Genomic DNA, 22,709 nt, shown 5'->3' with positions numbered 1-22,709 from the left:
TTCCGATAACCAAAAAAAATTATTCACCGATCATGGTTATTTCAACTTCCTCAAACTTCTTAAACATCCTCCTCCAATGCTTCTTACACATTTTTGGTGTTAAAGAATAAACATATTCAGGATATGCATCTGTGACAAATTTTTCTTCACCATGCACATATTTATTTTCGATGTATTGAATCATTTGATAATTCGTCTCCTGTAACGTTTCCCACTTAATCTTAAATGTGTTATTGGAATTAGCTAACTCTTCAGCAGTTGGCCCATTTTCTATTAAATTATTAAGAATTGATTTAGCTGTTTTCCGCATTTCTTCATACATGTCAGCATTAGTATCAAAACTAATCACCAACTGGAAATTCTTCCAGGGCATTACAGCATCATTCATTGTTGCATCTACTCCAACGGTATAAGTACCTCCCATTTCTTCGCGAAGGATTTTCATATATCTTTCACTTAATACTCGCTGTAATGTAGCAAATGCGGCTGATTCTTTATAGCTTAATTTTTCGTCTCTACTTCTTTGTAAGTAATATGACACTATAGGTGTTTTGACGTTTGTTTTAAAGCTTATTTCGCATGATTTTGCCACTGTTCTACCCCTGTCCACCGGTTTTAAATTCACATTGTTCATTTTCATACCGCCAATGTACCGGAGCACTGTTGGTTTAATCTTTTCTATTTCAAAATCTCCAACGATGAAAACATTCAAATCACCAATATTGGCCACCATTTTTTGATAAATATCAAATGCTTCTTTGAAGTTCACCTTGTCTAATTGATCAATCGTTTCCCTTAAATCTCTCGGATGATTAAGCACAACAGATCTCAATGTGTCCAGAAATAAACCTTGAGGCGTTTTGTTTTCTTTTGAGCTTCTAATATTATCAATGCTTATATTGAATTGCTTTTCATCACCCTTCGCCATCCTGATAGATGCATACATATCTTTCAGAAGCTGTTGAAAAGATTCCGTTTGAGATCTTCCGGTAATTTCAATCTGATTTTCAGAAATGGCTAACTGATATCCAATCGAATTTAAGGCTCTAAAGGCCTCATGTTCTCTTTTTGTCATGTTTGCATAGCCTCCGGATCTTGCGGCCATACCAGCATAATGATTGGATACATTATAGTCGTCTAACGTACTTGTTCCTCCAAGACTGATTGCCTTTAATTGAATTACATTTTCATCAAGCTCTGATTCTTTAAGGTATACATTTGTACCGTTGTTTAGCTCCCATTTTACGATTCCTTTAGACAATATCGTTTCTTTAACAATTGCCCCTGGAGTTAGATCATCAACAATCAAATCCTTCTTCTCATAGTCAGAAACATAAGCTCCTATTTCATATTCTGCGCCCAGTATATCACGAATCTCATCTTTGGAAGGAAATTCAACTTCTGGACCTGACATTTCTATCAATTCATTGGAACGAGAATAATTTTTCCTTACATAAGCGTTAAGATCCTCTAAGGTTAAATCTTCAATTACCTTTTCCGAAAAATCAAAATATACGTCGATATCAGCAGCTACAGCATTGTCCACATAGTGATCAATAAATACTGACGCTAAATCATCTGATTTCAGGTTTTTGGCATATGACCTGTTGGCTTTTACCTGAGCTAAGAAGATTTCTTTCGCCTTATCAAACTCATTCTGACTTACTCCATATTTATTCAAACGTCTGGCTTCAATCACAACCAACTCAAAAGCTTCTTTTATACAATTATTTTTCACTAAAGCACCTAAACCATACAGTTCAATTGACTTAAGATCTTTAATACGTTGTATATGGAAAGCCTGAATAATATCAGAATATTCCTTCTCAAGTTCATTAAATCGATCATCCAGAATTTTGAAAAGAATAGCATGACAAGAGCTTCTCTTTTCCTTTTCATAATGAGATTCACCCTCATCGACATAACGCTTAAATGCATAATCAAATTTTACTGCATCATATTCAGAGCTGGTTGCAATATGAATCAGTGGTTCCTTGTTTTCTGGTATAGGATAAATAAGCCTTTCTGGTCCAGTGCGTGCCGGTATCTTATTAAATAAGTTTTTAACCCTCTTTTCCATATTGTCAGCATCAAAATCACCTACAATAATGATTGCCTGAAGATCGGGACGGTACCACTTGTTATATAGGTTGACTATCTGGTCCCTGGTGTGATTTTGAATAACATTCAAGTCACCAATAATCGTTCTTTTAGCATAAATAGAACCGGGAAAATTGTTTTGCAAAACGCCTAAAGAGTGAGTCATATCGGCCATCCTTGTACGGTATTCCTCCGTAATCACTCCTCTTTCAGCATCTAATTCATCCTGATCAAATGACACATATGAAGACCAGTCATGCAAGATCAGCAGACATGAATCCATCAAATTTTGATTATCAACAGGAATCTGATTGATATTGTATACAGTCTTGTAATAAGATGTGTAAGCATTCAAATTAGCTCCGATCCCTAAACCATAACTTTGCATGTAGTTCATCATAGCTCCTTTAGGAAAGTTTTTACTGCCATTAAAAGCCATGTGTTCTGCGTAATGTGCCAAGCCGTGCTCTTTATCTGTTTCCTGGGCAGATCCTACTTTAGTAGCTATATAAAAATTGGCTTTCCCCTTTGGATTGTCATGGGAGTAGATGTAATATGTCAATCCATTGCCCAGTACACCATATTTGCATTTAGGATCAAGTGGTAAATCCTGAGCATGTACAGTGCTTAATAGACCTAATAATATTGATAATAATCCAATGAACTTTTTCATTATTGTTGATTGTTATATTTTAAAAACTCGTCTATACTTATCTTCACCCTAAAATCATCGTAATCCAGCGATGCAATCAAGTTATTGTACACTTCTTTATCATTCAAAAGATAACAGGCAAAAGCTTTATAAGTGGTTGTATGAAAGTCTGCTTTATAATCATGAGCCTTATCTGCAATGAATTTTATCTTTTGCTTTTGATCGCTGTTCAATTTGTTATTAAACAATTGATACATACCATGACCCTCAGCTGCCAAATACCAAACTATTGGGTATTTACTTTGATACTTTTTACCAATTGCGATAACCTGTTTTAAATATCTGCTTATATCCCCTTTATACAAGACATTTTCAGCGTTCAATACTTCATTCAACATGTCTGCATATGGACCTTTGTGTTCATTTAATCTTTCATATGCTCTTTGTAACCTGTCTTGATTAAGTATCTCTGATCTCATATTGAGCACAATATGATAATTAATCAGAGAATCCACTGAATGCCCTACACTTTTACGGAACTCATCCTGATGTGCTACCATAAACTTAAAGCAGGTATCTGTTGGCTGGTATATTAATTCTTCAAGCAATTTGAAAGTCTCCTGATCATATGGGTTTTCACGCTTTTGTGTTAACTCCAACAATAAAGCAGTATATTCCGGCATCTTGTACATTTCCTTCAATACTCCAAGATACTTATATGAAAGCTCAAGTGTATGCTCTTCTGTTTCCCACTGCTTAATTATCTTATACGGATATTTTTTTGCCTTATCTGCCTCAGCTATAAACTCATCTTTATTTTTAAATCCGGCAAAGCTGTGCATTATTTCCCCGGCATTATCAATATACATTAAAGTTGGGTATCTGGTAATGTTAAACCGTTTGCCAATTTCCGGGTCATTTTCAACGTTGAATTTGATGTTAACAAATCGTTCATTATATATCTCACCCACTTGTTTTCTTATAAAAATCTCTCTTTTTAATCGTTCACATGGTCCACAATTATTAATATAGAAATCTATAAAAACACCTTTATTTTCTTTTTTCGCTTTTTCCAATGCTTGCTCGTAGGTCAAGTCCTCAAATTGAATACCTTCAATAGATTCAGTTTTACCAAAATATTGAAAAGCTATAAAAACAATTAGGCCAATATTTAAAAGTATACTTAACTTTTTCATATGCATTTAGTAAATACGATCCGAATTTGAAATTCGGATCGCCAGTTTTTTGTCAATTGATTTTGATTTTAATTTTATTCTTCGCCCCAGTTATTAATTAGCACCTCTTGTGGTGGTAATGGCAGGATTAACTGGTCACTGGATGGTTCACATGTATATATTTTATCCTGGTATATGTGTGTCACTGTGATGTTAGCATTGTGTAAAGCATTCAATCGCTTGATATCATAGACACGCATACCTGAATTGGTCATCTCACGCCTTCTCTCATCTAAAATAAAATCAAGTAACTGATCATCATCCATATCTGCATAAACTGGTGCTACAAAGTATCTGGCATCTAAAAAGCTATCCAACTTTGGTTCTGCTGAACTTCTGTCATCTGTTCTCAAACAAGCTTCAATGTAATTCAGATACAATTCACCCATTGATGCACCAATGTTAGCCGGAGCAGCATAATTGAAATAAATGCCCCAATCACCATAATCAGCAATGTACTTATTGTAACGTGCATCAGTCAATGGATCATATAAGTCAAGTAAATCTTGGGCAGGTTGCAAACTTCCATAATACAACTTTGCTCCGGAATCTTTGTATTGAAGCACATCACCATAATCTCTCGATTGCCAATAACCTGGTGCAGATTTAAAATCTTCTAATGAACTATCTAAAGCCAACGCTTCACCCGCAACTATTTTAGCATTTTCATAATCTCCCATATAAAGATAGGCCCGTGACAATATTGTATATGCTGCCATTTTCCCTGGTAACACAGGTCCAATACGATCAGGCTTCAATAATTCAATTGAGCCTTTCAAATCCTCAACAATTGCTTCGTAAATCACAGTTACTTTTTCTAAAGGAAAATCCTGATCTAACAAAGTAGAAGTGACATAAGGCACACCAAATTCCTCACTCCCTTCTGTATAATGAGCAGCATAGTTATTTACCAAAATTAAGTAAGCAGCAGCACGGTTGTACAATGCAATACCTTTTACTTCATCTCTGTTCCATTGTTTGCCTTCTTCAAATGAATCAACGTTCTCAAGCACGAAATTACTGTAATATATTGTACGATATAGTGTAGCAAATTCAGTATCATCATATAACAACTCTTCTACTTTAGGATCAAACTGATACATGTATAATGTCCATAAGTTCCATTGATCTGGCAAATAAACATTATCACTTTTCATCATTTGCATCCTGGCGCCCCCCATTGCACTACTCCCGGTTTGAGAACCGGTATTCATCATATCACCTAAGTGGTCAACAGTCTTTGGAACCTGAAATCCCTTGGTTTCAATATCTAAATAGTCATCACATGAGAATATTGTCAGTGACAATAATAGTATATAAATAGTATTTTTCATTAGAACGATAAATTAAGTGTTACAATACATTTTTTGCGAGCTTGATCGAATAATCCATAGTCCGGATCAATCTCAAGATCATTAGCAGTCCACTTCCAAAGGTTCTGACCAGAAACACCTAACCTGATATTTTCAATACCCTTAAAATTGCCAAAATTGTATGCCAGATTGATATTTTGCAAACGAATAACATCAGCATCATATATCGTATTAGAGCTCTGCTTGTATGCAAATAGATCATTTGACTCTTGATTAGCTACATCAAACTGAGGTACTAAATTTGATTGACTGGCTTCTGACCATTGGTATTCCTGACTAATAAATTTAGTATATGATGTTCCACCGTAGTAATCACCCGGATTAAAACGACGAACATGACCAAATTTATAACTGAATAAGAAATCAAATTGCCATCCTTTGTAAGTTAAAACATTATATAGACTACCATGCGTAACTGGTTGAGCTTGTCCCTCGTAAACCAAATCTTCTAATTCTAACAATGCCAATTCATCAGATGACAGTTCTGTACCGTCTTCTTTATAAATAACAGCATCACCAGTAGCATTCATGCCATAATTCAATGAATAATACGTATCAATTGGTTTACCAACCACTCTGGCTAAAGATGAATACGCGGAGCTTACCGGAGGCTCATAATTCATTGATTTGATTTCGTTCTTATTGTAAGAATAATTCAAACGAGCGTCCCATCTAAATTGACCTTTCAAAATATTAGCTCCAAGCGACAATTCCACACCACTATTAACAACCTCTGCTGAGTTTCTTTCTACAGTACTCCATCCTATTACTTCACTGATATCCGTATCCCACAAAATGTCTTTAGTATTGTTATGATAGTACTCCAAGGCAACATCAAAACGATTGATACCAAAATTTAAGGCAATATTCTTATTGTAGGTCTTTTCCCAACCTAAATTTAAGTTTTCAGGATTTTGTGCAACCAACGGAAATCCAAAAGTTTCAAAATCAAATTGATACATCGTAATCATCCATGGAGCCGATGATTTGATAATCATACCAGTTAATCCATAACTTGCCTTGATCTCAGCATATTTAAAAGCTTCTTTCGGAAAACAATTTTGCTCCATCAGGTTCGCTTTGAAACCAGCTGACCAGGCAGGATTGTTTTGATATTCTTTGGCATTAACAAGTAAGTTGGTTCGATCTAAACGTGCACTTAAGAATAAATCGTATTTATCTTTGTAGTTGAAATTTACAGTACCAAAAAAACTTACATCTCTATCAATAGCTTCTCCATAATTATCACCGCTATTCAAACTTTGTACTTGCCATAAATAGTGATTATAACCAGGAACACCTTCACTTAATGTTGCAAAATCCATTAGAGAATAAGTAAACAGATCTGGTGCAACGCCATATAAAGTTTGTCTATTATACTCGCTTTTTCTTTCAGCAATTTCTGATCCACCAAATAGTGTAATATCAAAATCATTTAAATCAAGAAAGTAACTCAGCGTGTTACGCCAGGAGTAATTTTCCCTGGTTTCTTTTGCTTTATTTAAAACACCACCTGTTGTCGGGTAATGATTGTTGACAATCGTAAAATCAGGTACAAAATCATCACCAACAGGAACTAATCCTACAACTTCACTGAACCTGTTAACTAAATTACGTGATTCATAATGATCTTCAGAAGCATAATTATTGGCACTGGTAGTCTGATGATTATATACAAATGTCGTTGCAAAATTCAGGTTTTTCGCAATTTCATAATTAAGACTTATATTAATGTTGGCATCCAATACCTTAGTTTGGTTGTCATTATCATGCAGATTCTGCAAAGTATTGTATGTCCAATCTTTAAATCCATAATCTCCAAGCTGATCCTGAGTTATCTGTGGCACACCATTTCTTCCAATCATATGCACATAATCACCATTCCAAACTTCATCCATAGGTGTAGTACCCGGACTAACATGATTGTTTGTGTAGTTAGTATATCGTCCACGGAAACCAAGTTTAAAACTTAACTTGTCATTAATTTGATAATCATTATTTGTCAAAATGTTGAAACTGGTGTTTTCATCACCCACATTACCTGAATTAACATCAGTAACATTTAAAGAAGTATAATTTCTAAATTTGTCACTACCATTCCTCAAGCTCACATGTAAATCATTTTGCCTGCCAACACGGTAATAATTATCATTTATTGTCTTGATATTATTAATGCTTTTCAAATAAGCCAATTCCTGAGCAGCTTGTGTTCCATTAATTAGTCCTTCGTTTTCTTTATGAGCAATATAACCTGCAGCATCATAACTATTACCAGGATAATAATCACCAACTTCAATATCATACTTGGCAATATCATATCTATTTTGTGCAAATTCACCAGCACCAACATATTGATTCCATGAGTAATCATAAGCCTGTTCCCATGTACTGGATGCAATAACATCAACATCAAATTTATCGTTACCCTTTGCACGTTTAGTTGTAATCACAACAACACCGGCACTTGATCGAATACCCCAAATAGATGCACTTGCCGCATCCTTCAAAAATGTGACAGATTCAATGTCATTGGGGTTCATTTCGAATGTATTATCACGAGAATTTGTTTCAACAGGAATCCCATCAACTACAATTAGAGGTCTTGTCTCACCCTGTAAGGTATTAACACCACGCATTGTAATGTTATTGTTTTCATCAACCAATACACCAGGTACTAACGACTTCATTCGCTCAATAAAATTGCTGGATATCTGAGTCGTTAAATCTTCCTCATTGACGATACTAAATGATCCGGTTGCTCGTCCTTTTTTAATTGTTTGCAGACCTGTAATCACAACTTCTTCCAAACCTTCCATGTCATCAACCATGACCACGTTTAGTATCTCTTGATTAGCATAAGGAATTTCCTGCTTTTTCATACCAAGGAAAGAGAATACAATAGTCATATCTCTTAAGTCAGATGGTAGATTCAAGACGTAATTACCATTACTATCAGTAATTGTGCCAACGCTGCTGTTACTAACTATTATAGCAACCCCAGGTAATGGAGCTCCATCATCGTCGGTGACCTTTCCGGTAAGCGAGATTTTCTCTTGTACCTGAATATCCTGCATCAGCTCCGGTTCGATCTTCTTTCGTTTAATAACGATTACACCGTTATCCAATTCATATTCCAAATTACTCCCTTCCAATACTTCATCCAGGATTTCAGTAATTAAAGCATCTTTTTTCGACAGACTAATTGTCGGGGCACCATTTAAATCCTTTGTCTTATATACAAATACTAGGTCAGTGTTCTCCTGCAATTGCCATAACAAATCAGCCAATGCAATATTTTTTACCTCCACATTCAATTTCTCGTTTTGTGAGTAAACAGAGGCTGAAACCTGAAGTGCGCCAATTATGAAAAACAATAGATATAATTTCATAACCCTGTACATTTTTATCCGTGCCTCACCTGAAACACGGATGTGTTCTCGTTTTTTTTCCATAAATTTGTAATAGTTAATCGATTGTTAGAAAATAGTTTAACTAACGGGGATAGGATACTGCCAATATTCTATCCCCATTTTTTATTTGACCGTTAATGCTCGTTGATTGATTTCAAAGTTCACACCACCCGTTACTTCCAAATGATGTAACAACCTTTCAATATCTTCATATCGGTTGACCCGAATTGAAAAACGTTCCTCTTTTAACTGTCTGTTAGTGTAAAACACATCCAGATCATACCAACGGCTTAGCACTGATAAGATCGTTTCCAGTCGTTCGTCTTTAAATATAAATTTCCCTTGTGTCCAGGCTGAATAAATGGATGCATCCACTTCTTTTGTTTCCATTTTACCACTGCTGTTTTCAAATACCAACTGCTGATTTGGTAATATAGTCGCCTTTATTTGTCCTTTTTCTACCTGTACTTTCCCTTCATTTAATGTGGTGTAAGTATAATGTTCATCTTTATAAGCCTTAACATTGAAATGTGTTCCCAATACCCGTACATTCATTTTTGATGTACGCACGATAAAAGGTCTGTCAAGATCCTTTGCTACCTCAAAATAAGCTTCCCCATCCAGTTCAACAGTTCGGGTATGTTCCGAAAATTCGGTATAAAAACCAATGGATGAAGCAGCATTAACCCATACTTTTGTGCCATCTGCCAGTTGTACAAAAAACTCTCCATTACGTGGTACATTAATTTTATGGTATTCATTGTTTTTTGACACCTTTTCCTCTGTATCATAAACAATAGTACCGACATCGAGCTGCGCCTGGGTATCTTTGAATAATAACAGGGTATCTTTTTGTGTAAGATCTATTTTTTGACCATTATCTATTTGAAGATAAGCTGTTGACTGACCGGGCATAATCTGGTTATTGAACTCCTGCTTTTCCATATCACCTAAAAGAAGAATACCGGCCACTCCCAGTATAACCACTACAATAACAGCAGCTATGCTTTGCCAAGCTTGAAATAAACGGATGATGAGAGGTTGTTTTGTACCATCAATTCGTTGAAGCAATCTGTTCCATGCAAGCTCACTATCAAATTGCCGGATCTGTTGCTTTCGCCAGTTGACGTAATCACCTGATGTTAATGCTTGTTGTTCATTTAACTCACGCTGATCATCCAACGATTCTTCATTAATGATTGCAGTGGACCACGTTTCTGCTTTTTTTATATATTTCTCTAAACGTCGCATTTAATATCTATGATTTGTGTTAATACACAAAAACGGTCTGGTGGGGTGAATGAAATAACCCTTTTTTTGCAATTATTTTAAAAACATTGTCAAACTACTTAACATCAAACTCATAAAATTTCTGAATATTAAGGTTTACTGGTAGCTTCAAAGGGTCGTTTTATAGCTTAAAACTTTCATATCATAATGGGGGGGTCTGGCCTGCAATTCTTATAATAAACTCACCTATGAATTACAACTTTTGCGGGTGGTGCTGGTCATCAATAATAGCAGGAATTACCGCCTATTAGTTATGTTTCTAATTATTGATGGTTCTGCATCAGCTCAGCTATCAATAATAAGACAAATACATGATCTTTCAGCATTTCACGTAAGTTGGCAAATCCTCTTCGCTTAAGCGTCTTTACTGTGTTAATTGAAATGTCAAGCGTCTCTGCAATTTCTTTATTAGAACACCCTTCAATCGCCAGATTTATTATTTTTTGCGTTTGCGCCGGCAATTTATCTACAGCGACTCTTAGAATTTTAAAAGTTTCTTCTTTAGTAATTTGATAATCAAAGGCCGGCTCTTCAAAAACCTTATTATCCAACGGTATTGTTTTACTATCCCGAAGATGATTAAGGATCTTATTACGTACCATGGAATACAGGTATGACTTGGTGCCTAGTATAGAGTGGTACTCTTTACGTTTGTTCCATAAAACAATAAATGCCTCTTGTACAATATCATTTACTAAATCCTCCTGTGGTACCATTTTGTAACCATATAAGCATAATGAATGGTACATATCATCGTATATAGCTTTAAATGCATTGATATCTCCATTATTTAACTGAGTAATATGCTCATCGGTCAGTTTCATCCACATTAAGATTAATATCAATCGAATGGTACAATTCCCTTAGTTATTCCCAATTTATTAATTGACCACAGATTAAAAATTCTATTTCTCCAGTTGTAATGTTGCCAAATATAACTGTTTTTAGTAACAACCAAAGGTGAATTGCAATTACCACTCAATCAATATGTATAACTTTAAAGGAATGTATTAGCTGCGGTTCATTATTCTTGCATAGACAAAAGGCGAATTCATCCACCCAGATTCAATTAAAATTTTAAGATTCATATTGAAGTAAAATGGATTTCATATACAGCATAAAAAAAAGCATCTGAAAATCACTATTCCGATATGAAATAACTGTGATATTCAGATGCTTTTTATCCATCCATTAACTATTATTAATCTCGAGACACTTATCTATAACTAGCTGTTATTACTCGTAAAGTTGCTCATTGATTGTTTTTAATTGTTCCGGTTCCATTTTAATGATCTCACGATCATAGGTCATTAGTCCGTTAACCTCACCTTCAACATCTGTTGTCTGTGTGTAAATGGCTGCTGCCAATCCTTTTTTAATCAGAGCCGGAATTCTATCAATTAACTTCTTATATGACTTCACTAACTGCTCACGGTCATCAAATTGTCGATAACCCCAGTTTTTATCCTTTTGCCATAAGTGCCCTTTAACTGGAAGACCTAAGCCTCCAAATTCACCTAAAACCAACACTCGTCCTTTGGTAATATTTGGTGCATGCAAGTCTAAGTTTGGCATACCTGGTCCGGGATACTGGTGTTGATCAACCGTATGGCCTGCCGGAAAGAAATTACCTCCACTTGGACCATTCACAAGACGAGATGGATCATAATCCATAGTCCAATTAATAATTTCTACGGTATTGAACTGTCCCCAACCCTCATTAAATGGTACCCACATTACAATTGAGGGAAAGTGATAAAAACTATCCATAATTTCTTTCCACTCTTCTTTAAATTGTTGGGCTGACTGTGCACTTCGCGTCATTTCACGACCATCGTAACCCGAAGGCCCCCGCCAATCAGCACCTTTGTCGCCATTAGGCATATCCTGCCAAACCAGCATACCCATTTTATCGCAGTGGTAGTACCATCGGGCTGGCTCTACTTTCACATGTTTGCGAATCATATTAAAGCCACTCTTCCTGGTTATTTCGATATCGAATTTCAAAGCCTCATCAGAAGGTGCTGTATAAAGACCTCCTGGCCACCATCCCTGATCAAGTGTTCCATATTGAAAAAGTTCCTTGTTGTTAAGGTAAAGACGCTCGTGACCATCCTCGCCAATACCTACACTGATTTTTCGCATGGCAAAATAGCTCTTTACTTCGTCCACCTTCTTGCCATTCCGCTCAAGCGTGATTTTTAAATCATACAAAAATGGATTATCCGGTGACCATAACTTAGGCTGGTTAATTTTAAGGTCTATGTTTTTATTCAGCTCAGCATTAACATCTGCTACTTTAGTTTTTCCATCAAAGGCCTGGATTTTTAATTTATACCCTGTTGTATTCTTACGTTTTGAAAAGGCTGTTATCGTTACCTGGTTTTGATCAATATCCGGAGTAACTTTTAAAGATGCAACTGACTGTTTTTCAGCCGGTTCTATCCAAACAGTTTGCCAGATTCCACTAACTGGTGTGTACCATATGGCATGTGGTTTTGTTATTTGTTTCCCCCTGGCTTGCGTTCCTTCACTGGTTGGATCCCAAACTGCAACCACCAATTCCTGTCGACCACTACTGTTAAGTGCATGTGTTATATCAAATGAAAAAGGGGTATAACCTCCCTGATGGGTGCCCACTTCAATACCATTAACATAAACAGTTGCCTGCCAATCAACCGCGCCAAAGTGAAGTACTAAATCTTTACCTTTCCAGTTTTTGGGCATATTAAATGTTCGTTTGTACCAAAGCATCTTATTTTGATCGATTCGCTTTTTAACACCAGAAAGTGCAGATTCTACAGGGAATGGAACCAGAATTTCTCCTTCAAACTCTGATGGCATGTCCTGACGACTGTCAAGAATGGCATAATCCCATAAACCATTTAAGTTCATCCAGTTTTCACGTACTAAATGCGGACGTGGATATTCCTTATGAGCATTTTCAGGAGTTACTTCTTTTGCCCATTTACTGACGATATTATTGGTATCGAGCTTCCACCCGTCTTGTGCTATCAGGCTGCTAACGGTCATTAAAACCAATACAACAGATAATCCAGTCTTTTTCATACTTCTAATTATTTAAAAATTTGTAAATACAGATTGAATGGTATTCTTCTCCGGGATTCAATAATGTTGATGGGAAATTATCGTGATTTGGACTATCAGGAAAATGTTGTGTTTCAAGACAAAAAGCTGAACGGTGTTGATAGCTTAAACCATATTTTCCAGTATCACTTCCATCCAGAAAATTACCTCCGTAAAACTGTAATCCCGGTTCGTTGGTATATACTTCAATACTTCTTCCTGATTTTGGTTCTGTAATTTTTGCGGCTAATTTATTCAACTCACCAGCTGTATTCAACACCCAGTTGTGATCGTAGCCTAAACCATATTTCAATTGTCTATAATCCTCATCCACACGTTGCCCTATTATTGTTGCTTTTGTAAAATCCATTGGTGTACCTGTAACTTGCAAAAACTCACCAGTTGGAATTAATCCCTCATCAACCGGTGTATATTGTTCGGCATTAATATAAAGTACATGGTCATTAATGCTGCCTTTGCCGGCCCCATGCAGATTAAAGAAACTATGGTGAGTTAAGTTAATAAAAGTTGGCGCATCTGTTGTAGCCCAATACTCTATTTTTAGTTCATTGGCATCGGTTAGCGTGTATATCACTTTTACGTTCAGATTGCCCGGATAACCTTCTTCCAAATCTTTAGCCAGGTAGGTTAGTTCAAGTTTTTGTTGATTGAGCAGTTTAGCATCCCATACAACATTATTGAAGCCATCAACACCGCCATGAAGATGATTTTCTCCGTTGTTGGTTGCCAGGGTGTAGACCATGTCATTAAGCTTAAATTTACCATTGGCAATTCGGTTACCGTAGCGCCCGATTAAAGCACCAAAATATATCTCATTACTATTAAGGTAACCATCAATAGATTCATACCCAAGAACTATATCTTCAAACTGACCATTTCTATCCGGTGTCCAAAGCGTTACAACACGTCCGCCATAGTTGGTAATTTGTGCTACATATCCATTGGCATTTTTGAGAGTAAAGAGTTTCACTTCTTTTCCGTCAATTGTTTTTGAAAAGTTTTTTGCCGGAAAGATGTTAATAGCTTGCTCAGAATTGTGGATGCAAGATGATAGTATGCAACTTGCTATAAGTATAAAAAGTACTTGTCTCATGTCTTAGTTTTTAATGTAAAATAAGCAAGTGATTATTGTTTGACAACTGGAAATGAACTGATTCTAAGACGTGCTGCGCCCATTGGTATTAACTCGATATCTTCTATTGGTTCACTCGTATTAACAGGACTATCCATTAATTCGCCACATAATCTATGTTCGTCAAGTTGCCATTCAGGTATACGCTTCCCTTTTGCTTTAATTCGAATTGGAGCTGCATCAGGTGTAAAAGGAAAGTTATCAGCCGGCCAATCTTGTTTTATAATTTCAAAAGATGATGATAAATTGTTGGTATTGAATAGCAAACCATAATTCCACGCTGAGCCTGGATGGATTTCCCATGAAGGCCACTGCTCTTTATTCACACCTTTTTGCCAACGTGAATCACTAATAGCAGTTGATTCACTATCCTTTCGCTTATAAATCTCATCAATCTTCAAAGAAAAGGTTAATGGTCCGTAGTTGATACTGGCACTGTTATGATTTCTTTCCCACCTTTTAGTTTTCAGTTCCATTGGGAGTGTAAGTGTTACTTCATCATTATCAGACCATTTTCTTGTTAGTTTTATATACGACAAAGGTTTGGTTTCTACATTTTGCTTCTCTCCATTTACACTTATTTCAGCCCTGTCACACCATGCAGGTACTCTTAAGTATAAAGGAAACTCAACGGCATTTTTAGTTTCAACTGTAAATTTTATTTGTTCTTCAAATGGATATTTGGTTTGCTCACGAACTGTTACAGTCTGTCTGTTGGCGACTTGAGCTGTAACTGAACTGGCGCTGTACATAGCTGCCAGCAATCCATTATCGGGTGTAACCATCCAGAGGTTTTCACAGAAATATGGCCATCCCTGGGCGTGGTTATGTTGGCAACAACGCGAACTGAATGGGTTGTACATCAGGAATGGCCCGCCATTATCAATTCCCGGATGATGGTTCTCTGAGTCGCACAAAACCATATTGGGAGATGTGATATAATGCAATGACTTAAAATCAGGCATCACCGCTGCCGGATAAGTATTGAATGCCAATAGTTCGGTATGATCGGCCCAAAAAGGATCACCGGTAATACGCAGCAAGTGTTCATTGGAGTTCATTTGCTCAACAATACCACAAGTTTCAATACCCTGGCGTGGATCATTATAACCCGGACGGCAATTTTCGTCTCCACCAAACATACCTCCAGGCACTTGTCCAAAATGTTCACGGATAATTTCAAAGTTTTCATATGAAGCTTTTAAGTCATTTTTGTTATGACTTAATAAGTAATATTGGGCTGGTTCACGAAACCCCTGAGCATGATTAACATTGTGCCAGTCAGGTTGCTTTTGGAACCAATCAGGATATGGAGCTCCATCGCGAGCAGATCGTTTATTATGGATGTTTTTAATTGCATGATCTCGTCCAGTCCAATCACTCGTGCATCTGTGAATCTTTTTGGCCAGTTCCAATAAAAATTCATCTCCGGTTCTGTTATATAACCAATAAACACTATGCAAATTATCGCCGCCCCTGCGCTTTTGCCAATAAGAATTTAAGAATTTCTCCTCAGGGTAATCTAATTGATATTTAAAATATTTTGTCATTAAATCAATGACTCTGTCATCACTGGAATATTCGTAATAAGATTGCAAACAGTACAGCATGATCATATTGCCCCAAAAATCCTGTCCGTTTTTACCGCCATGATAAGGGCCGAAATTACCATCTTCACGCTGACTATTTAATACGCCCTCGATCCATACTTTTGTTTCTTTAAGCATTGCAGGATCATTAAGGATATAGGCGATGTTACCATACCCTTTTAGCCAATAGGGAACCTCTTCCCAGCCCCATCGGCCTTTTCCATCTGATGATAACCAGGCATTATCTTCCTTTTGAAGCCAGGCACTGATTTCGCCAAGATGACCGGTTAATCCTTTTCGCTGACGAATGAGGTATTCTTTCGCCCAGCCCTCCGGCTGAACTGAACCTACCGGTAGTTTTATAAAAGCGCTAGGCTTTAGCGGAGCCCGATTACTCACATAATTTGTATTTTTTACCGACATGTCGGGATGCGTGGTAATTTCTACATTGGTGTTGTTTGAGCATGAACTAAAAATACCCAAGACAAGTAGTGATGTAGTAAAATAAGTTTTGATTTTATTCATAATTCTATGGTGCTATTAATTGAATTAATCGGTTATCTCAATGTATTAAGCTGTATTCATTTGTTAGTATAAAACTCAATAAACACAAAGCTAGGAGTTAGCGATTTTGAAGAATTGGATTTTCTTCCAAATAAATGGCACTCATGTTTAAAACATTGATATTACGAATAATAGAAGAGATATTTTCTATAGAAATATTATTTCAGACTTTAAATAGTAACGTAATGTTTACACGAAACGATTTGATTTATGGTTGATAAAACAAGCTTAACAATGGTCTTGTGATAGAGTTATTATCAGCTTTTTTTATTTTGTTGATAGGATTTAGGCGTTTGACCAAAATGCTTTTTGAAGCTACGGCTAAAATAGGAAGGATCATTAAAGCCTGTTTGTTCTGCAACTTCCATAATACTATGCTGATCATTGCTGAGCAGGCGTGCCGCCTCTTTAAGGCGGATGGACTGAATAAATTCTGAAGCAGATTGACCACAAATCTCTTTTAGCTTTAAATGCAATAATGAACGGCTCATAGCCATCAAATTAACCAGGTCACTTACTTTAAAATCTGAATCAGAGAGATGCTCATACACAGTTTTAATGGTCTTTTTTAAAAAGTCCTCATCACGACTAGATCGTGTTATTTCTTTCACCTCAATTCCAAGATCAGCTTCAAACCGTTTTTGCCAGGTTTGCTTTAACGTTTGCAGGTTAGAGAGGTGACGCAAAAGAATGTCCGTATTAAAAGGTTTTTCAAGATAAATGTCAGCTCCTTGTTTCAGGCCTTCGAAGTAGTGCTGAACACCTGAACGTGCTGTGAGAAGGATAATAGGAATATGACTAGTGCGAATATCCTCTTTTACTTTTCTACATAGCTGTAAGCCATCCATCTCAGGCATCATTACATCGCTGATGATGATTTCAGGCATATCCTCGATAATCTTCTCCCAAGCTATCAAACCATTAGCGGTTTGTATAACTTCATAATTACTTTTGAGAGATTCAGTTAGATACTCACTTAACTCATTATTATCTTCCGCAATTAAAAGCCGGGCTTTATTAAATGATTCTATTGTTGTTGTTTCATTGTCTGTAAGTGAATTTGTATCAAGGCTAACTATATTGAGATCGGTTTCGTACGTTGACTGTTTTTTTGCATCTACTGTTTGAATGGCATCTGAAACATTAATTAACAAACTAAAAACGGATCCCTTTTCTTTTTCACTGGTCACCTTTATTGTACCTCCATGCAGTTCTACCAGGCTTTTAGTGAGCGCCAGACCAATGCCACTACCAGACTCATGAACTGCATCATTGTCGGCTTGATAAAACCGCTCAAAAATACGCTTTTGATCCTTTTCTGTTATACCTTTTCCGGTATCTGCCACAGTGATATCTAATAAGTATGGATTATCCGGTTTAGAGCGCAACTCGACAGATACCAGACCTCCTGCCTGCGTATATTTAAAAGCATTTGATAGCAGGTTACTTATAATGCTGTCAAGCACCTTCTCATCAAACCAAACTTCATTTATTTCCAGAAAACAAGATGATTCAAATTTAATTTGTCGCATTTCCGCCAGAGTGATAAAGCGCTGGCATATGGACTCAAAAACCTGGCTTATATCAGCTTGACCAGCTGCCAGCTCAAACTGTCCAGAATCGGCTTTATGGAATTCCAATAATTGGTTGACTAATGTACTCAAGCGTTGTGCATTATTAACAACCAAATTAACAATATTAGCCATGGCTGCATTCATTTCCATCCTTTTAAGCTTGTTAAGAGGATCAATAATGAGGCTCAGCGGAGTTCGAAATTCATGAGATACATTTGTAAAGAAGCGAAGCTTATGTTGATTAAGCTCTTTTATTTTCTGCTTCTCAATGCGCTCATAAGCTAAGGCTGCTTTCTCGGTCTGACGGATATTTCTTATATGCCAATAAAGCCAAACTCCAGCTAAAAACAGAATAAAATAGAGTAGATAGCCCCAAGTACTCGTCCAAAACGGAGGATGAATAATTAATTCTATACTGGTTCCAACATCATTCCATACACCATCATTATTACTTCCTCTTACATGGAAAGTGTATTGTCCGGGTAGAATATTAGTATAGCTGGCTTTATTTGTATTACTAATTTCAATCCAATCTTTATCAAAACCCTCCAGACGATATGCAAACTTGTTGGCTTCAGGCGAAGTATAATCTAATGATGCAAACTCAAACTCAATATCGTTCTGGCTATGGTTTAACTCAATTTTTGGGGTTCTATAAATTGGCTGACTCAGAATGTTACTTTCGTCACCAGGCTTAATCGACTTATTTTGAATCAATAGGTTTACTACCTTTATTTCAGGCACATCAGTATTAAATTTAATGTTTGATGGGTTAAAAGCAATCATCCCATTCACCAATCCAAAATATAGGGTTCCATTGCTATGTTTATACCCCGACTTGTAGTTAAACTGCTTTAAAGGTAAACCATCTTTAGTTGTAAAAACACGCATCTGTCCATTTACAGGGTTTAAATGCACTAATCCATTGTTAGTTGTAATCCAAAGACTTTGATTATTATCTTCAACAATTGCATATACTGTGTTGTCCGGCATACCATGTTGATGGTTATACTGCCTAATCTGTTTAATTTCTCTATCAATATGGAATAAACCATTAAATCGGCTACCTATCCAAATACTGCCATCTGAACTTATGCTAATATCATTGATATAGTCAGGTAATGCTTGAATTGAATCTTTTATTAATTCATGTAATGGTTTGAAAAGAGTATCCTCTTTTTGTCTTAAAAATAATCCGTTGCCTTCGGTTCCAACCCACAAATTGCCATTCACATCTTCGTCAATATCATAAATAAAAAGGTGGCCTATTAAATCATCCACTCGCTTAAAAAGATCATCACTTGAATGGTATATACATAAACCTCCGGTAGTACCAACCCATAGACTATCCTTTTTATCTTTATAAATGGCATAAACAGAATTAGAAGGTATACTTTGCTTTTCATTTGGCATATAATAAGTGAATGTACTATGATTATATTTGTTTAGTCCACCTGTATAACTGCCAATCCATAAATTATCTTCTGCATCCAGATGTAATGCATGAATATTAATGTAGCTCAAGCCATGTGGTTTACTTTTATAGTGTGTGAATTGCTCATATCCAGTATCCATATAGCTGATTCCACCATCTTCTGTGCCAACCCAAAGATTAGCCATATCGTCTTCAATTATCTGACTTACGGCTTTACCACTTAAGAAATGGGGCGCAGGTCCGGCTCTGTAGAACTTAAAATGATTTCCCTGACTGGGCCACAGATTAATTCCACCAAAGTATGTTCCTATCCACATATTGTCTTGCCGATCTTTAAAGATGGCATAAACAGCATTGTCATTTATGGCTGCCGGATCATTAAAGTCCTGCTTGTAAGAAGCCATAGTCTGGTTTTGCGGATCATATACATTAATGCCTAATTCAGAACCTATCCAAACACACCCCTCTTTATCTGAACTTAGCCCACGTAAGTTATTGCTGTTAATGGCAAGAGGTGTTGTTTCAACGCCAATAAAATCTGTTTTTAAGGTAATAGGATTAAGAACATAAAGTCCCGAACCTGAAACAAGCAGATAGATTGTTCCATCCTTCCCTTCAATCATACCAACCATGCTGCGCAGGTTGATTTGTTTCTCACTATCGATTGATATTCTTTTCGCTTGTGGTTCACCAAATAAATCTTCGATGCGGTAAAGTTGGTTTTTGACCACCATCCAATAAACACCGTTACGATCGCACAAAAGCATGCTTACCCCGTTATCCTGAAAAAGTGCCTGAAAATGTTGAGACAATTCGAAGTGTTTAGTATCATAATCAAATTCATACAATCCTTTGTTCGTACACAACCACAATCGTCCATCAGAAGTTGGGTAAATTCCAAAGATATTTGCCGGGATATTCTGGAACAAATTGCTGCGCTGACCATAATGGTGAAATCCATCAAGATGCGCATCATACCGAGCTATTATCCCATTTTGAGTCTTTAACCACAGGACCCCATTTTTATCAGAAGTTAATTGCTGAATACGGCTAAAGGGAATACCATGCTGTTTTTCTGAGTTGTAAGAGTAGTTTTTGAAACTTAGTCCATCAAAACGCGACAAACCATTTTCCGTTCCGAACCAAAGAAAGCCCTCGCCATCTTGAGTAATTGCATTAACCGTGTTATGAATCAATCCCTGATTAGAGGTATAGTGCTTAAAGAACAATTGCTCAGCAGCATTAGCCAGATTGGATAAATAGAATAAAACAATTATAGAGATAATCCTTAACACAATGAAACTTGCTATTAGGTTAAGGGAATAAATTTACGATTATAAACTCAATCTATAGAGAAGAACGTGATAGTTATTTTGTGTATAAATGAATTATAATTCTAGTTGCAGATATAAAAAAGAAGATGCCCTGGCTTGGACATCTTCATAATCTTTACTGCTATTAAATACTACCTTTTAGTACTTTTCAAAAAAGTCTATCCCATACTGTGATACCACATCGTTATATGCTGCAGCGGCCAAACCATTTCCCCAATCGTAAATGGTAAATACACCTACTCCTTCTCCATCCGGACTTGTGTAACCATTATGACCATAGTTTTCCATCATAAAGCCATAATCTTTTTCATTAAAGAATGGATATACTTTTTCCCACTGCTCTTTTGAAACATTTTCCGGGCAGTACATCATACTGAAAGCAGCAACCAGCGCAGCTTTTCCTCTTTTAATGTACTGGTCGTTATTAAGGGTTTTACCATACTGAATAAGCAAACTACCGATAATTGATTGTCTGGCATCAATCCATTCTCCATCGGCATTCATCACACCATACCCACCAACAACATCTACATACATATAATTTGGTTGCCATACCGCCTGATACATATTCAGTTCGTTTAATACCCTTTCCCCGGCTTTAATATATTTTTCATCACTGGTTACTTCATAGGCTTTTAATAGTGCATCGGCCGCCCAATACATTGATAAAGTATTTTGTTTGTATTGGTTATTACGCGGAATTTTTTTGTCGATAAATTCTTTACCCCAGGTACAGCAAGACCAATAGGTTTCATAATCTTCCCACTGACCTTGAGGGACCACATCAACCAACATGGCATCCAAAGAGCTTAAAGCTGCTTTTAAATATCTTTCATCTTTTTCAATCTTAAATAATTCAATTAAAAAAATGGATGGAAGTGCGGTTGTGGGGCTTTGCTTCAACATATCGATAACCTCCTGGGTCTTTACATCAATAAATGTTGGGAAAAATCCATCTTTATCCTGATAGGTTAATAGTTTATCCGCAAAAGTCTTACAATACTCAACAAGTTTTGGATCTTGCTCACACTCATTATACCATCTCAGCATTTGATAACCTGTAACGGCCATATCGTTTGTTTGATAGGGCGACTTTGTCCGATCTTTGTTACTCAGGCTTCTGTTCCAGTGGTTTCGGTTCGAATTGGTAAAATAGTAAGTATCCCATCCCAAAGGCTGTCTGACAGTGCCTTTATCTGTTTTAACATGTTCAACATCACAAGCTATTACAGCCGGGAATAATCCATTATCCTGTGGAAATAAAAGGGCCAGTTCTTTCGTTTTATTCGCCTTATCCAACAAAAACTCATTATTAGTCCTCTTGGCATATTTATATAAACCAACCGCACTTCTTAAAGAGCAAAACCATGCCTGGTTCCATATACTTGGTACTTCACGTACATTATACTCTCCTTCATAATTTGGACTTCCAGTATAATTAATAATAAATTGGGGAGCTCCTACCGTTTTGCCATTCAATTCAAATTCCTGGTACATACGAGGCCAGTTTTTAAAGGCCCAGTCATAAGCATACCTGCAATAAACGTCTAAGTTCGTTTTCGACTTGCACTGTTCGTTATAACTTTTTTCTCCATATTGTTCCCATAAAAAGTCATGAGCTGTTTTAAATGGGTTATCTAAAGTTTCTCCTCCCTCATTTACAAGCAAATAAAAGGCAAGTTTTGAAACACCCTTTTTGAATGTCATTTCTTTTTTATGAAACAAAACATGTTCTTTTACCTTGTAATCACTGATTCCGATAGTCATGGTTTTACCGGGAACATCCATATCCAGATACCATCTGTTTTCATCTGCATTTCGAAGGTTCAAATCCGGAATAAGCACTAACTCTTTATCCTTAGCAGTCCATATTAAGGCCGGTGAACGCCATACATGATCTGCAATTATGTATT

Annotated in this window: 11 protein-coding genes; all 11 read right to left on the bottom strand. The window is 36.5% G+C overall.

What is annotated here, in order from left to right:
• Positions 1 to 19 precede the first annotated feature (19 nt).
• A complete protein-coding gene (locus AC4MRQ_RS10460; RefSeq protein ID WP_491197621.1) occupies positions 20 to 2,773 on the bottom strand; it encodes a M16 family metallopeptidase in 2,754 nt (917 codons plus the stop codon).
• Positions 2,773 to 3,948, bottom strand: coding sequence for a thioredoxin family protein (locus tag AC4MRQ_RS10455; protein ID WP_491197620.1), 1,176 nt, complete (start codon positions 3,946 to 3,948; stop codon positions 2,773 to 2,775). The genes AC4MRQ_RS10460 and AC4MRQ_RS10455 overlap by 1 nt, the downstream gene beginning before the upstream one ends.
• A 74-nt stretch (positions 3,949 to 4,022) precedes the next feature.
• Positions 4,023 to 5,321 carry a RagB/SusD family nutrient uptake outer membrane protein gene (locus AC4MRQ_RS10450; RefSeq protein WP_491197619.1) on the bottom strand — a complete coding sequence of 433 codons (1,299 nt, stop codon included), beginning with the start codon at positions 5,319 to 5,321 and terminating at the stop codon, positions 4,023 to 4,025.
• Complete coding sequence (locus AC4MRQ_RS10445) at positions 5,321 to 8,812, bottom strand: SusC/RagA family TonB-linked outer membrane protein (RefSeq protein ID WP_491197618.1); 3,492 nt, start codon at positions 8,810 to 8,812, stop codon at positions 5,321 to 5,323. Before AC4MRQ_RS10445 ends, AC4MRQ_RS10450 begins: the two co-directional genes overlap by 1 nt.
• Before the next feature lie 81 nt (positions 8,813 to 8,893).
• A complete protein-coding gene (locus AC4MRQ_RS10440) occupies positions 8,894 to 10,021 on the bottom strand; it encodes a FecR family protein (RefSeq protein ID WP_491197617.1) in 1,128 nt (375 codons plus the stop codon).
• Positions 10,022 to 10,323: 302 nt separating this feature from the next.
• Positions 10,324 to 10,884 carry an RNA polymerase sigma factor gene (locus AC4MRQ_RS10435; RefSeq protein WP_491197616.1) on the bottom strand — a complete coding sequence of 187 codons (561 nt, stop codon included), beginning with the start codon at positions 10,882 to 10,884 and terminating at the stop codon, positions 10,324 to 10,326.
• A gap of 412 nt (positions 10,885 to 11,296) precedes the next feature.
• Positions 11,297 to 13,129: a glycoside hydrolase family 2 protein gene (locus AC4MRQ_RS10430; RefSeq protein ID WP_491197615.1), complete on the bottom strand. Its 1,833-nt coding sequence runs from the start codon at positions 13,127 to 13,129 to the stop codon at positions 11,297 to 11,299.
• 4 nt (positions 13,130 to 13,133) lie between these two features.
• Positions 13,134 to 14,261 (bottom strand): aldose epimerase family protein, encoded by a 1,128-nt coding sequence (locus tag AC4MRQ_RS10425; protein WP_491197614.1) that lies wholly within the window; start codon positions 14,259 to 14,261, stop codon positions 13,134 to 13,136.
• 32 nt (positions 14,262 to 14,293) lie between these two features.
• Positions 14,294 to 16,414, bottom strand: a complete 2,121-nt coding sequence (locus AC4MRQ_RS10420; protein WP_491197613.1) for a beta-L-arabinofuranosidase domain-containing protein — start codon at positions 16,412 to 16,414, stop codon at positions 14,294 to 14,296.
• Between the two features lie 296 nt (positions 16,415 to 16,710).
• Positions 16,711 to 20,757, bottom strand: coding sequence for a hybrid sensor histidine kinase/response regulator transcription factor (locus AC4MRQ_RS10415; protein ID WP_491197612.1), 4,047 nt, complete (start codon positions 20,755 to 20,757; stop codon positions 16,711 to 16,713).
• Between the two features lie 177 nt (positions 20,758 to 20,934).
• The coding region (locus AC4MRQ_RS10410; RefSeq protein ID WP_491197611.1) for a hypothetical protein at positions 20,935 to 22,709 on the bottom strand (1,775 nt) is incomplete at its 5' end.

The organism is Carboxylicivirga sp. (assembly GCF_982718395.1).
This window is presented reverse-complemented; position numbering and strand designations above follow the sequence as displayed.